The organism is Mycobacterium cookii, assembly GCF_010727945.1.
In the GTDB taxonomy this organism is placed as follows: domain Bacteria; phylum Actinomycetota; class Actinomycetes; order Mycobacteriales; family Mycobacteriaceae; genus Mycobacterium; species Mycobacterium cookii.
Genome location: NZ_AP022569.1, coordinates 1,836,763 through 1,851,014, shown reverse-complemented (window position 1 = coordinate 1,851,014; position 14,252 = coordinate 1,836,763). Strand labels below are relative to the sequence as shown.

Annotated in this window: 9 protein-coding genes and 3 rRNA genes; 8 read left to right on the top strand and 4 right to left on the bottom strand. The window is 61.9% G+C overall.

The genetic code is table 11. The features are described 5' to 3' along the window. Positions 1–9: 9 nt before the first annotated feature. Genes atpD through G6N27_RS08690 form a run of 3 tightly spaced genes read left to right on the top strand, consistent with a single transcriptional unit; the run spans position 10 to position 2,340 of the window. Positions 10–1,470: a F0F1 ATP synthase subunit beta gene (gene atpD / locus G6N27_RS08700; RefSeq protein ID WP_163775975.1), complete on the top strand. Its 1,461-nt coding sequence runs from the start codon at positions 10–12 to the stop codon at positions 1,468–1,470. Positions 1,471–1,518: 48 nt separating this feature from the next. Then, on the top strand, positions 1,519–1,884 hold the full coding sequence (locus tag G6N27_RS08695; RefSeq protein ID WP_163775974.1) for a F0F1 ATP synthase subunit epsilon: 366 nt from the start codon (positions 1,519–1,521) through the stop codon (positions 1,882–1,884). Positions 1,885–1,896: 12 nt separating this feature from the next. Next, positions 1,897–2,340, top strand: coding sequence for a DUF2550 domain-containing protein (locus tag G6N27_RS08690; RefSeq protein ID WP_163775973.1), 444 nt, complete (start codon positions 1,897–1,899; stop codon positions 2,338–2,340). Between the two features lie 9 nt (positions 2,341–2,349). On the opposite strand, the gene G6N27_RS08685 is transcribed toward G6N27_RS08690, so the two are convergent. Then, positions 2,350–2,940 (bottom strand): cob(I)yrinic acid a,c-diamide adenosyltransferase, encoded by a 591-nt coding sequence (locus tag G6N27_RS08685; protein WP_163775972.1) that lies wholly within the window; start codon positions 2,938–2,940, stop codon positions 2,350–2,352. Positions 2,941–3,010: 70 nt separating this feature from the next. On the opposite strand from G6N27_RS08685, the gene murA reads away from it, so the two are divergent. The 5 genes from murA to G6N27_RS08660 all read left to right on the top strand — a co-directional run bounded on the left by murA (position 3,011) and on the right by G6N27_RS08660 (position 10,531). Then, positions 3,011–4,264: a UDP-N-acetylglucosamine 1-carboxyvinyltransferase gene (gene murA / locus G6N27_RS08680; RefSeq protein ID WP_163775971.1), complete on the top strand. Its 1,254-nt coding sequence runs from the start codon at positions 3,011–3,013 to the stop codon at positions 4,262–4,264. A 274-nt stretch (positions 4,265–4,538) separates the two neighbouring features. Next, positions 4,539–6,071: ribosomal RNA gene (locus tag G6N27_RS08675) — 16S ribosomal RNA — on the top strand. Positions 6,072–6,378: 307 nt separating this feature from the next. Further along, a 23S ribosomal RNA gene (locus G6N27_RS08670) occupies positions 6,379–9,492 on the top strand. Positions 9,493–9,569: 77 nt separating this feature from the next. Then, positions 9,570–9,682: ribosomal RNA gene (gene rrf / locus G6N27_RS08665) — 5S ribosomal RNA — on the top strand. The 16S, 23S and 5S rRNA genes sit together here, the layout of an rRNA operon. Before the next feature lie 396 nt (positions 9,683–10,078). Further along, entirely contained in the window at positions 10,079–10,531 is a 453-nt protein-coding gene (locus G6N27_RS08660) for a DUF732 domain-containing protein (RefSeq protein ID WP_163775970.1), read from the top strand. 9 nt (positions 10,532–10,540) lie between these two features. On the opposite strand, the gene G6N27_RS08655 is transcribed toward G6N27_RS08660, so the two are convergent. From G6N27_RS08655 to G6N27_RS08645, 3 genes are all read right to left on the bottom strand, one after another. Continuing rightward, positions 10,541–11,038, bottom strand: a complete 498-nt coding sequence (locus G6N27_RS08655; protein ID WP_163775969.1) for a methylated-DNA--[protein]-cysteine S-methyltransferase — start codon at positions 11,036–11,038, stop codon at positions 10,541–10,543. Continuing rightward, entirely contained in the window at positions 11,035–12,522 is a 1,488-nt protein-coding gene (locus G6N27_RS08650) for a DNA-3-methyladenine glycosylase 2 family protein (protein ID WP_163775968.1), read from the bottom strand. The genes G6N27_RS08655 and G6N27_RS08650 overlap by 4 nt, the downstream gene beginning before the upstream one ends. Positions 12,523–12,590: 68 nt before the next feature. Continuing rightward, positions 12,591–14,183, bottom strand: a complete 1,593-nt coding sequence (locus G6N27_RS08645; protein WP_232064916.1) for a chloride channel protein — start codon at positions 14,181–14,183, stop codon at positions 12,591–12,593. Between the last annotated feature and the right edge of the window lie 69 nt (positions 14,184–14,252).

Sequence of the window (14,252 nt, the reverse complement as noted above, 5' to 3'; positions counted from 1 at the left end):
GAAGAGGACATGGCTGCTACCACCAAACAGGCTGAGAAGTCGACGAACTCGAAGGGTGGCGACACCAACGGCCGCGTGGTGCGGATCACCGGACCCGTCGTCGACGTCGAATTCCCGCGCGGCTCCATACCCGAGTTGTTCAATGCGCTGCACGCCAAGATCACCTACGCGGATCTCGCGAAGACGCTGACGCTGGAGGTCGCGCAGCACCTCGGTGACAACCTGGTTCGCACCATCTCGATGCAGCCGACCGACGGACTGGTCCGCGGCGTCGAGGTGACCGACACCGGCAAAGCGATCTCCGTTCCGGTCGGCGACGGGGTCAAGGGCCACGTGTTCAACGCCCTGGGCGACTGCCTGGACGAGCCCGGCTACGGAGAAGACTTCGACCACTGGGGGATTCACCGCAAGCCGCCGCCGTTCGACGAGCTGGAGCCGCGGACCGAGATGCTCGAGACCGGCCTAAAGGTCGTCGACCTGCTGACGCCCTACGTGCGTGGTGGCAAGATCGCGCTGTTCGGCGGTGCGGGCGTCGGCAAGACCGTTCTGATCCAGGAGATGATCAACCGCATCGCCCGAAACTTCGGTGGTACTTCGGTATTCGCCGGCGTGGGGGAGCGCACCCGCGAGGGCAACGACCTGTGGGTGGAGCTCGCGGACGCCGACGTGCTCAAGGACACCGCGCTGGTGTTCGGTCAGATGGACGAGCCGCCCGGCACTCGTATGCGGGTTGCGTTGTCGGCCTTGACCATGGCCGAGTTCTTCCGCGACGAGCAGGGCCAGGACGTGCTGCTGTTCATCGACAACATCTTCCGGTTCACTCAGGCCGGGTCCGAGGTGTCGACGCTGCTCGGCCGGATGCCGTCGGCGGTGGGCTACCAGCCCACGCTGGCCGACGAGATGGGTGAACTGCAGGAACGGATCACCTCGACCCGCGGTAAGTCCATCACGTCGATGCAAGCGGTTTACGTGCCCGCCGACGACTACACCGACCCGGCGCCGGCGACAACGTTCGCGCACCTGGACGCCACCACCGAGTTGTCGCGAAACGTGTTCTCCAAGGGCATCTTCCCCGCGGTCGACCCGCTCGCGTCCAGCTCAACCATTTTGGACCCGGCGATCGTCGGCGACGAGCACTATCGGGTGGCGCAGGAAGTCATTCGAATCCTGCAGCGCTACAAGGACCTTCAGGACATCATCGCGATTCTGGGTATCGACGAGCTGTCCGAAGAGGACAAGCAGCAGGTGAACCGGGCGCGACGCATCGAGCGGTTCCTGTCGCAGAACATGATGGCGGCCGAGCAGTTCACCGGTCAGCCCGGCTCCACCGTTCCGCTCAAGGAGACCATCGAGGCCTTCGACAAGCTGGCCAAGGGCGACTTCGACCACATTCCCGAGCAGGCTTTCTTCCTCATCGGCGGTATCGACGACTTGGCCAAGAAAGCCGAAAGCTTCGGCGCCAAGCTGTGATGTGTGCTCGCCGGCGGCAAGGGTTGAGCGCGGAAGGACGGGTGTGAGATGGCCACGATGAACGTGGAGATCGTTGCCGTCGACCGGAAGATCTGGTCGGGCGAGGGAACGTTCCTCTTCACCCGCACCACCGTGGGGGAGATCGGTATTCTGCCGAGCCACATCCCGTTGGTCGCACAATTGGTCGACGACGCCATGGTCCGCGTCGAGCGCGAGGGCGAGGACGACCTTCGAATCGCGGTGGACGGCGGCTTCCTATCGGTCACCGAGGAAGGCGTCAGCATCCTCGCCGAGTCGGCGGAATTCGCTTCGGAGATCGACGAGTCCGCTGCCAAAGAGGATTCGCAATCCGATGATCCCCGCACAGCCGCCAGAGGTCGCGCCAGACTGCGTGCCGTCGGCGCGCTCGACTAGCGGGCCGCGGCGATGAGCACGCTCATGGTTGTCATGGTCGTGCTCGTCGCCTTGCTCGGTCTTGCGGTTGTCGCGCTGAGCTATCGGCTGTGGAAGCTGCGCCAAGGTGGAACTGCGGCGATCATGCGGGACATACCTGCGGTCGGCGGTCATGGCTGGCGTCACGGCGTCATTCGTTACCGCGGTGGAGATGCCGCGTTTTATCGACTGTCCAGCGTCCGCCTCTGGCCGGACCGTCATCTCAACCGGCGCGGCGTCGAGGTCGTTTCGCGACGGGCACCACGCGGCGACGAATTCGACATCATGACTGAAGAGATCGTCGTGCTCGAGTTGAGCGACACCACGCAAGACCGCCGGGCTGGTTACGAAATCGCCTTGGATCGAGGCGCATTGACCGCATTCCAGTCTTGGTTGGAGTCACGCCCGTCGCCGCGGGCGCGCCGCAGCAGTACCTGAGCTACCCGGCTACTTCTTGGGCTGGTCGGTTCTGCCGCCGCCAGGCCGCCAGAGCACATCGCCGTCAGGGTTGACCACCCGACACAAGATGAACAGCAAGTCCGACAACCGATTCAGATATTTCGCGGGAAGTGGGCTGACGTCGGACGCATGCTGATCGATGGCGTCCCAAGCCGACCGCTCGGCGCGCCGCACCACGGTACGGGCAACATGCAGCAGCGCCGACAGCGCCGAACCACCAGGCAGCACAAACGAATTCAGTGGCGGAAGGTTCTCGTTGAACTCGTCACACCAGCCCTCGAGCCGGTCGATGTAGGGCTGCGTGATGCGCAGCGGCGGATACTTCGGGTTCTCCACGATCGGAGTCGAGAGGTCCGCTCCGGCGTCGAACAGGTCGTTCTGGATCTGCCGTAGGACGTCAGCGATCTGCTGTTCGGGTTTTCCCAGCGCGATCGCGGTGCCGATCGCCGCGTTGGCCTCGTCGCAGTCGGCATACGCCACCAGCCGCGCGTCGCTCTTGGAAACCCGCGAGAAGTCGCTCAACCCGGTGGTTCCGTCGTCGCCGGTCCGGGTATAGATGCGGGTCAAGTGCACTGCCATGACTAAAAACGTACCGCTCCGACTGCCGCAGCCGACTGACAGGGCGATGGGGCTTCACTAAACTGGCCGCGTGGCTGAGCGTTTCGTGGTGACCGGTGGCAGTCGGTTGTCGGGCGAAGTCGCTGTTGGGGGCGCCAAGAACAGCGTCTTGAAGCTGATGGCAGCGACATTGCTTGCTGAGGGCACCAGCACGATCACCAACTGCCCCGACATTCTTGACGTGCCGTTGATGGCCGAGGTGCTGCGAGGCCTGGGCGCCACGGTCGAGCTTTCCGGCGCCACCGTTCGCATCACGTCACCGGACGAGCCGAAATACGACGCGGACTTCGCCGCAGTCCGGCAGTTCCGGGCGTCGGTCTGTGTGCTTGGCCCGCTGGTTGGACGGTGCAAGCGAGCCAAAGTCGCACTGCCCGGCGGTGACGCCATCGGGTCGCGGCCGCTCGATATGCACCAGGCCGGGCTGCGACAGCTCGGAGCCGTCTGCAACATCGAGCACGGCTGCGTCGTCGCCCATGCGGATGCACTGCACGGTGCGGAGATTCAGCTGGAGTACCCGTCGGTCGGCGCCACCGAGAACATCTTGATGGCCGCGGTTCTGGCCGAAGGCGTCACGACGATCCACAACGCCGCGCGCGAACCCGACGTGGTCGACCTCTGCACGATGCTGAACCAAATGGGCGCTCAAGTCGAAGGCGCCGGTTCGCCGACGATGACGATCACCGGAGCGCCGCGGCTCTACCCGACCGAGCATCGCGTGATCGGCGACCGCATCGTCGCCGCGACATGGGGCATCGCCGCGGCGATGACCCGCGGCGACATCACGGTGACCGGTGTTGACCCGGGACATCTTCAGGTCGTGCTGCACAAATTGCACGACGTCGGCGCCACGGTCACCCAGACGGACGACAGCTTCCGGGTGACCCAATATGAGCGGCCGAAGGCGATCAATGTCTCGACGCTGCCGTATCCGGGTTTCCCGACAGATCTGCAGCCGATGGCGATCGGCTTGGCGGCGATCGCCGACGGCACGTCGATGATCACCGAAAACGTCTTCGAGGCGCGGTTTCGGTTCGTCGAGGAGATGATCCGGCTCGGCGCAGATGCCCGGACCGATGGGCACCATGCCGTGGTGCGAGGCCTTCCTCAACTATCGAGTGCCCCGGTCTGGTCCTCCGACATTCGGGCCGGCGCCGGACTGGTGCTCGCCGGGCTGGTGGCCGACGGTGACACTGAGGTGCACGACGTCTTCCACATCGACCGCGGCTACCCGCTTTTCGTCGAGAATCTGGTCAGTCTCGGCGCCGAGATCGAGCGCGTAGACTAGTTCGCACATAGCGTCGCAGCCCGACTCCGAGAGGAGCGGTTAGCGAAGTTGACGGTGCAACTACCGCGGAGTACAGTAGCAGGGTTGCCCGAAAACGGGTGTTGTTTGAGAACTCAATAGTGTGTTTGGTGGTTTTGTTTTTGTTGTTGTTTTTTGCCGCATTCTGACTTCCCGTGTTGGGGTGTGGTGTTTTTGATGCCAGTTTTTGGTGTCGTTTGTTAGGTCAGATTGTTCTGATTGAATTCTGCCTGCACTGTTGTGGTGTGGGGGTTTTTGTTTGGAGAGTTTGATCCTGGCTCAGGACGAACGCTGGCGGCGTGCTTAACACATGCAAGTCGAACGGAAAGGCCCTTTCGGGGGTACTCGAGTGGCGAACGGGTGAGTAACACGTGGGTGATCTGCCCTGCACTTTGGGATAAGCCTGGGAAACTGGGTCTAATACCGGATAGGACTACGGACTGCATGGTCTGTGGTGGAAAGCTTTTGCGGTGTGGGATGGGCCCGCGGCCTATCAGCTTGTTGGTGGGGTGATGGCCTACCAAGGCGACGACGGGTAGCCGGCCTGAGAGGGTGTCCGGCCACACTGGGACTGAGATACGGCCCAGACTCCTACGGGAGGCAGCAGTGGGGAATATTGCACAATGGGCGCAAGCCTGATGCAGCGACGCCGCGTGGGGGATGACGGCCTTCGGGTTGTAAACCTCTTTCACCATCGGCGAAGCCGGGAGCTTTTGTTTCTGGTGACGGTAGGTGGAGAAGAAGCACCGGCCAACTACGTGCCAGCAGCCGCGGTAATACGTAGGGTGCGAGCGTTGTCCGGAATTACTGGGCGTAAAGAGCTCGTAGGTGGTTTGTCGCGTTGTCCGTGAAATTCCCTGGCTTAACTGGGGGCGTGCGGGCGATACGGGCAGACTGGAGTACTGCAGGGGAGACTGGAATTCCTGGTGTAGCGGTGGAATGCGCAGATATCAGGAGGAACACCGGTGGCGAAGGCGGGTCTCTGGGCAGTAACTGACGCTGAGGAGCGAAAGCGTGGGGAGCGAACAGGATTAGATACCCTGGTAGTCCACGCCGTAAACGGTGGGTACTAGGTGTGGGTTTCCTTCCTTGGGATCCGTGCCGTAGCTAACGCATTAAGTACCCCGCCTGGGGAGTACGGCCGCAAGGCTAAAACTCAAAGGAATTGACGGGGGCCCGCACAAGCGGCGGAGCATGTGGATTAATTCGATGCAACGCGAAGAACCTTACCTGGGTTTGACATGCACAGGACGCCGGCAGAGATGTCGGTTCCCTTGTGGCCTGTGTGCAGGTGGTGCATGGCTGTCGTCAGCTCGTGTCGTGAGATGTTGGGTTAAGTCCCGCAACGAGCGCAACCCTTGTCTCATGTTGCCAGCGCGTTATGGCGGGGACTCGTGAGAGACTGCCGGGGTCAACTCGGAGGAAGGTGGGGATGACGTCAAGTCATCATGCCCCTTATGTCCAGGGCTTCACACATGCTACAATGGCCGGTACAAAGGGCTGCGATGCCGTGAGGCTTAGCGAATCCTTGAAAGCCGGTCTCAGTTCGGATCGGGGTCTGCAACTCGACCCCGTGAAGTCGGAGTCGCTAGTAATCGCAGATCAGCAACGCTGCGGTGAATACGTTCCCGGGCCTTGTACACACCGCCCGTCACGTCATGAAAGTCGGTAACACCCGAAGCCAGTGGCCTAACCCTTGTGGGGGGAGCTGTCGAAGGTGGGATCGGCGATTGGGACGAAGTCGTAACAAGGTAGCCGTACCGGAAGGTGCGGCTGGATCACCTCCTTTCTAAGGAGCACCACGAAAAACATCCTCAATTGGTGGGGATGTGAGCCGTGAGGAGCCGGTCGCCTGTAGTGGGTGTCGGCTTGGTGCGCAACAGCAATTGTCTTGTTGAGGCAGCAGAATCGCCGGCACACTATTGGGTCCTGAGGCAACACCTGGTGTTGTCCCGGGCCAAGGGATTGGTTCGGGGTCAGGTGGTGTCGCTCCATCTTGGTGGTGGGGTGTGGTGTTTGGTAATTGGATAGTGGTTGCGAGCATCTAAGCAAAATTGCTGATTTGTAGCGTTTTTGTTTGAGTTGTTTTCTTGTGTTTGTAAGTGTTAAAGGGCGCATGGTGGATGCCTTGGCATCAGGAGCCGATGAAGGACGTGGGAGGCTGCGATATGCCTCGGGGAGCTGTCAACCGAGCGTGGATCCGAGGATGTCCGAATGGGGAAACCCGGCACGAGTGATGTCGTGTCACCCGTATCTGAATACATAGGGTGCGGGAGGGAACGCGGGGAAGTGAAACATCTCAGTACCCGTAGGAAAAGAAAACAAGTGTGATTCCGTTAGTAGTGGCGAGCGAACGCGGAGGATGGCTAAACCGTGCGCATGTGTAACCGGGTAGGGGTTGTGTGTGCGGGGTTGTGGGGATGATGCGTCTGGTTCTATCCGACCGGAGAGCAGCAGTGTGTGGTTAGTCGAAGTGGCCTGGGATGGTCTGCCGTAGACGGTGAGAGCCCGGTAGGTGAAAACTGCATGCCTGTTTTGTGTCGTTACCCGAGTAGCAGCGGGCCCGTGGAATCTGCTGTGAATCTGCCGGGACCACCCGGTAAGCCTGAATACTTCCTGATGACCGATAGCGGATTAGTACCGTGAGGGAATGGTGAAAAGTACCCCGGGAGGGGAGTGAAAGAGTACCTGAAACCGTGTGCCTACAAGCCGTCAGAGCCTTCGACTTGTCGTGGGGTGATGGCGTGCCTTTTGAAGAATGAGCCTGCGAGTCAGGGACATGTCGCGAGGTTAACCCGGGAGGGGTAGCCGCAGCGAAAGCGAGTCTGAATAGGGCGTATCCACCTTTGGGTGGTGTAGTGGTGTGTTCTGGACCCGAAGCGGAGTGATCTACCCATGGCCAGGGTGAAGCGCGGGTAAGACCGCGTGGAGGCCCGAACCCACTTAGGTTGAAGACTGAGGGATGAGTTGTGGGTAGGGGTGAAAGGCCAATCAAACTCCGTAATAGCTGGTTCTCCCCGAAATGCATTTAGGTGCAGCGTTACATGTTTCTTGCCGGAGGTAGAGCTACTGGATGGCCGATGGGCCCTACTAGGTTACTGACGTCAGCCAAACTCCGAATGCCGGTAAGTGAAAGTGTGGCAGTGAGACGGCGGGGATAAGCTCCGTGCGTCGAGAGGAAACAGCCCAGATCGCCGGCTAAGGCCCCTAAGCGTGTGCTAAGTGGAAAAGGATGTGCAGTCGCATAGACAACCAGGAGGTTGGCTTAGAAGCAGCCACCCTTGAAAGAGTGCGTAATAGCTCACTGGTCAAGTGATTGTGCGCCGATAATGTAGCGGGGCTCAAGCACACCGCCGAAGCCGCGGCAACAACCTTGTGTTGTTGGGTAGGGGAGCGTCCTGCATCCAGCGAAGCCACCTAGTGATGGTGTGGTGGAGGGTGTGGGAGTGAGAATGCAGGCATGAGTAGCGATAAGGCAAGTGAGAACCTTGCCCGCCGAAAGACCAAGGGTTCCTGGGCCAGGCCAGTCCGCCCAGGGTGAGTCGGGACCTAAGGCGAGGCCGACAGGCGTAGTCGATGGACAACGGGTTGATATTCCCGTACCCGTGTGTGCGCGCCCGTGACGAATCCATTCTGCTAACCGCCCAAAAGGTGGTTCATCAATCCCTTCGGGGTGCGAGAACTCACCGGCTGCGCGGGACCCGGATGGGTAGTAGTCAAGCGATGGGGTGACGCAGGAAGGTAGCCGTACCAGTCAGTGGTAACACTGGGGCAAACCGGTAGGACGACATCTAGGTAAATCCGGGTGTCATATCAGTCCGAGAGGTGATGCATAGCCGGATGAGGTGAATTCGGTGATCCTATGCTGCCAAGAAAAGCCTCTAGCGAGCACACACACGGCCCGTACCCCAAACCAACACAGGTGGTCAGGTAGAGAATACCAAGGCGTACGAGAGAACTATGGTTAAGGAACTCGGCAAAATACCCCCGTAACTTCGGGAGAAGGGGGGCCCACACACCGTCATGGCCTTCGCGGCCGGCAGCGGTAGTGGGTCGCAGAAACCAGTGAGAAGCGACTGTTTACTAAAAACACAGGTCCGTGCGAAGTCGCAAGACGATGTATACGGACTGACGCCTGCCCGGTGCTGGAAGGTTAAGAGGACCCGTTAACCCTTTCGAGGGTGAAGCGGAGAATTTAAGCCCCAGTAAACGGCGGTGGTAACTATAACCATCCTAAGGTAGCGAAATTCCTTGTCGGGTAAGTTCCGACCTGCACGAATGGCGTAACGACTTCTCAACTGTCTCAACCATAGACTCGGCGAAATTGCACTACGAGTAAAGATGCTCGTTACGCGCGGCAGGACGAAAAGACCCCGGGACCTTCACTATAGCTTGGTATTGATGTTCGGTACGGTTTGTGTAGGATAGGTGGGAGACTGTGAAACAATTACGCCAGTAATTGCGGAGTCGTTGTTGAAATACCACTCTGATCGTATTGGACCTCTAACCTCGAACCGTCTATCCGGTTCAGGAACAGTGCCTGGTGGGTAGTTTAACTGGGGCGGTTGCCTCCCAAAATGTAACGGAGGCGCCCAAAGGTTCCCTCAACCTGGACGGCAATCAGGTGGCGAGTGCAAGTGCACAAGGGAGCTTGACTGCAAGACTGACACGTCAAGCAGGGACGAAAGTCGGGACTAGTGATCCGGCACCCCCGAGTGGAAGGGGTGTCGCTCAACGGATAAAAGGTACCCCGGGGATAACAGGCTGATCTTCCCCAAGAGTCCATATCGACGGGATGGTTTGGCACCTCGATGTCGGCTCGTCGCATCCTGGGGCTGGAGCAGGTCCCAAGGGTTGGGCTGTTCGCCCATTAAAGCGGCACGCGAGCTGGGTTTAGAACGTCGTGAGACAGTTCGGTCTCTATCCGCCGCGCGCGTCAGAAGCTTGAGGAAACCTGTCCCTAGTACGAGAGGACCGGGACGGACGAACCTCTGGTCCACCAGTTGTCCCACCAGGGGCACCGCTGGATAGCCACGTTCGGACAGGATAACCGCTGAAAGCATCTAAGCGGGAAACCTTCTCCAAGACCAGGCTTCTCACCCATTCAAGTGGGATAAGGCCCCCCGCAGACCACGGGATCAATAGACCAGACCTAGAAGACCAGCAATGGTTGCAGGGAACTGGCACTAACCGGCCGAAAACTTACACACACGCAACCACTACACCAAATAACCACAAAACTGCCGCACCCCACCACCAATAACAACCCCACAATTTTATATAAAGTTACGGCGGTCATAGCGACAGGGAAACGCCCGGACCCATCCCGAACCCGGAAGCTAAGCCTGCCAGCGCCGATGATACTACCCACCCGGGTGGAAAAGTAGGACACCGCCGAACACAACCACAAAACCCTCGGCCCCCCATATCGGGGGGCCGAGGCATTTGTATTTAAAGACCAAATGTATTTCTCCGAATACGTATTTCCTTGGTTACTTATAACTGGGCGCTTTTCCCATTCGCCTAAAGGCTGCGCCGGCCGGCTGGCCCCATCGAAGCCGGCGATCATCGCACTTCGGTCTCGGAAGTCGCGGTAGCGCAACGCTCAGGTTGCAAAGAGTTACCTTTCTGTGTTGCTAATGTTATAAAACAGCCCTACCGTTACCGAAGTGATACTTGTGCTCTATGGGGCACAAGCTACTGAGGAGGGGACCCGACATGACGGTAGTTGGTGGAGCAGCTCGAATGCGCAGCCCGCTGAGGGGACGGACGGGCGCAGATGACCGGCGGACCATGATGGACGCTGCCGTAGCGGTCTCGACGCGGGCACTGCGGCCCGTCATCGTCACGGCGGCGGTCTTCGCCGCGGCCACGGGCGTCAGCCCCCATGCGCACGCCGACTCGGTCGGCGACGCCATGGCGCCGGTGCTCAATAGCGCAGGTATCGGCAACAACGGTCCGGTGAGTGGCGCCATCGCGCAGGTGGGGCAGTCCATCTGCCCAATGCTGGTCCAGCCCGGCAGCGGACTGGCCAGCAGCGCCGCCCAGATCAGCGGCAACGGTGGGCTGGCACCGCCACTTGCCGGCTTCCTCGTCGGGATGGCGATCCAGTCGCAGTGCCCGTCCTTCATGACTTCGGTCGCGAACGGCGACATGCCCTTCCCGATACCTGGGGCACCGGGCGCCGCGCCGGCCGGCCTTCCGTTCGGCCCGCCTGCGCCGTCGCCGCTGCAGCTGCCGGGGTTCTAACGGCCCGGCTCAGTCGAAAAGGGTCAGTGTCGCGGAGGTCTGCGACCGCTCCATATCGAGGAGCCACCGTTTTCGACCAAGCCCGCCGCCGTATCCGGTGAGGCCGCCGCTCGCGCCGATAACCCGGTGGCACGGCACGATGATCGCAATTGGATTGCGGCCGTTGGCCAAACCGACCGCACGGGCGGCGCCGGACGCGCCGATCTGTTCGGCGATCTGCCCATACGATCGGGTTTCGCCGTACGGAATCGTCAGCAGCGCCTGCCAGACCCGGCGCTGGAATTCGCTTCCCACCAAATTGAGGTCGACTTCGAAATCGTTGCGTTCTCGGGCGAAGTAGGCCTCCAATTGCTCGACCACCTGTGGGAAAGCTTGCTCGTTGGGCACCCAGTCCGACCGATTCGGCTCGTACGTCTGATCCAGCATGCGCAGATGGGTCAGCACGGTGCCCTGACCGGCCAGCGCCAGCGGCCCGATCGGACTGTCGATGGTTCGGAAATGCATCATGCGGCCTCCTTCGGCGGCCAATGGTTCACCGCGTGCTCCAACGTGGTCCAGAGATGTTGGGTCGCATACGACCTCCACGGGCGCCACCGCCTGCTTCGCGCGGTCAGCCCTCGTTGCTCAGTAGGCAGACCCAATTCCTTTGCCGCCAGACGCAATCCCAGATCACTGGCCGGAAAGGCGTCGGGGTCACCGAGACCACGCATGGCGATCACTTCCGCCGTCCACGGTCCGATTCCGGGAACTGCCAGCAACTGGCTGCGGGCAGCGTTCCAGTCACAGCCGGAATCCAACACGACGCTGCCGTCGGCCAGCCCGGCGACCAGGGCAGTGACGGTGCGACGGCGCGCTCGCGGAACGGCCAGGTGGTCTGGGTCGATCTCACCGAGCTGCTCGACGGACGGAAAGGTGTGCGTGAGTCCGCCGTCGGCGTCGGGAACTGGTTCGCCGTAAGCGGCGACCAACCGGCCGGCATGCGTCCGCGCGGCCTTGATCGACACCTGCTGGCCCAGGACAGTCCGAACTGCGAGCTCGGCCTCGTCGACGGTGCGGGGTATGCGCTGACCGGGTGCCTTGGCTATCACCGGGGCAAGCTCTGGGTCCGAACCCAATGCATCGATCACCGCGTCAGGATCGGCATCGAGGTCCAGCAGCCGACGGCAACGCGAGATGGCCGACGTCAGGTCGCGGAAATCCTCGAGCGCCAGCGTGCAACGGACGTGGTCAGGCGCCGGCGTCAGGCTGACGACGCCGTTGCCGAACGGTAGCCGCAAGGTTCGGCGATACGCGCCGTCGCGTACCTCCTCGCATCCCGGTACCGCGCTCGCGGCAAGGTGGCCGAACACCCCCTCGTACGCGAACGGAACTCGTACCGGTAAGCGGAGCGACACCGTTCCCGTCGACGTGATGTTGTGACCAGACCGCGCGGTCGCGCGTCTGCGCAACTCGCTCGGCGTGCTGTCGTATACCAGCCGCAGTGTGTCATTGAATTGCCGGATGCTGGAAAACCCTGCGGCATAAGCGATATCACCGAAAGGCAGTACTGTCGTCTCGATCAACACCCGCGCGGTCTGCGCGCGCTGTGCGCGAGCCAGCGCGAGTGGTCCGGCGCCGGTCTCTGCGTGCAGCAGCCGCTGAAGCTGTCGGGTGGTGTAGCCGAGGTGTGCGGCCAGGCCCCGCACGCCATCGCGGTCGACGATGCCATCGGCGATCAGCCGCACGGCCCGCGCGACGAGGTCACCGCGAACGTTCCATTCCGGCGATCCCGGCGACGCGTCTGGACGGCAGCGCTTGCACGCCCGGAAACCGGCGCCCTGCGCGGCGGCCGAGGTGGGAAAGAATCGCACGTTGCGGGCGAACGGCGGCCGGACGGGGCAGCTGGGGCGGCAATAGATTCCGGTGGTCAGCACCGCGGTGACGAACCAGCCGTCGAACCGAGCGTCCTTGGATTGGACGGCTCGGTAGCAGCGGTCGAAATCTTCGTACACAGCTCGACATTTACACCCCGCCAGTGACATTTCTAGCGGAAAAGCGACATCGTGGTCGCCGGCGCCGCTCAGTCGGACGGCGCCGTCCGGACCCGGGTGAACGCGGCGAAATGTCGGGTGCGCAAAGTGTCCTCGTTGAGATCATGGAGTCGGGCCGGAAGAAGGTCGTCCATCACCAGATGCCCGCACTCGGCACCGTCTGGCAACACCACCAGCAACGGCCGGCCACCCGCTTCAGCGAGAACATTCGCCGCGTGCCGCAACGTGTCGCGGGTACCGACCGTGCCGCCTGTCGGCATCCGCGGCGGCCCAGGGCGCATCACTTCTTCGACGAAGAAGGCCTCCAGCGGGTCGGTGGTGTAGTCGCACGTCAGGTGCAGTCCACGCCGGGCGATCTTCTCGGTGAGTATCGAGCGGTCGAGGGTCAGCACCGACACGCCGTAGGCGGTGATCGAGGCAATGATCAGCGGGAACAACGCGGGCCAGGCGTGGGTGAGTTCGAGGGTGAACACGATTCCGGTCAACGGCGCGCGCATCGCGGCGCCGACCACGGCGGCCAATCCCAGCAGAGCCCAGAATCCCGGAAACACGGCCGGGAACCATTGTCCGACAAAGGCTCCGAGCGCACCGCCGATCATGAACAACGGTGCCAGCACGCCGCCCGATGTCCCCGAACCCAGCGACAACGACCAGATTGCCGTCTTCACAATGAGAATCCCGACGATCAGTGACACGGTGGCGTGGCCGGTCAGCAGCTCACCGATGACGTCGTAACCGACGCCCAGGGCGCGGGGTTGGATCAGTCCGCCGACCCCGATCACGGCTCCTCCGATCGCAGGCCACCACATCCAGTGAAATGGCAACCGCGAGAACACGTCCTCGGACAGATAGACCAACCGGGTGGCCAGGATTGCGATGGCCGCTCCGCACACGCCGGTGACGAACGCCAACAAGTCGATGTTCCAGGGGATTTGGGTGGCGTGCACGCTCACCGGGAACACCGGGCCGCCGCCGAGGATGAATTGGCGCGCCACTGTCGCGACGGCGACCGCGGCGGTGACGGGAACCGTGCTGCGGGGGCGCCACTCGAACAGCAAGAGCTCGACCGCCAGCAAGATGGATGCCAGCGGAGAGTTGAAGGTCGCCGCCATTCCGCCGCCGGCGCCGGACACCAGCAAGATCTTGCGCTCGTCGGCGGTCAGGTGCAGATACTGCGCGAGAATCGAACCGAGCGCGCCTCCGGTCATGATGATCGGGCCCTCGGCGCCGAACGGCCCACCCGTCCCGATGCTGATCGCCGCCGAAATAGGCTTGAGGACAGCGACTTTCGGATCGACCCGGCTGCCCTGGGTCAGAATGGCCTCGATCGCCTCGGGCATGCCGTGGCCACGGATCTTCTCTGATCCGAGCCGCGCCATCACACCGATCACCAGACCGCCGGCAATGGGCGCACCCAGAACCAGCCACCACGAATGATGCTGCGCTCCCGGTGCCACCAGGTCGACGGCCCACCGCTGGTAGAAGACGAGGTTGGTGACCAGCCCGATGAGTCGAAGCAGACACCACGCCGCGCCCGCCGAGAGTGCGCCGATGGGCAGCGCGAGCGCCACCATGATCAGCATCCGCCGATCGACGACGAAGTCGGCCAGCCGAGTACTCACGATCGGAAGTCGAGATAGTCGATCACGCTGGCAGTATCGCGCACCCTACCTGTGACGATCCTGCGAGGC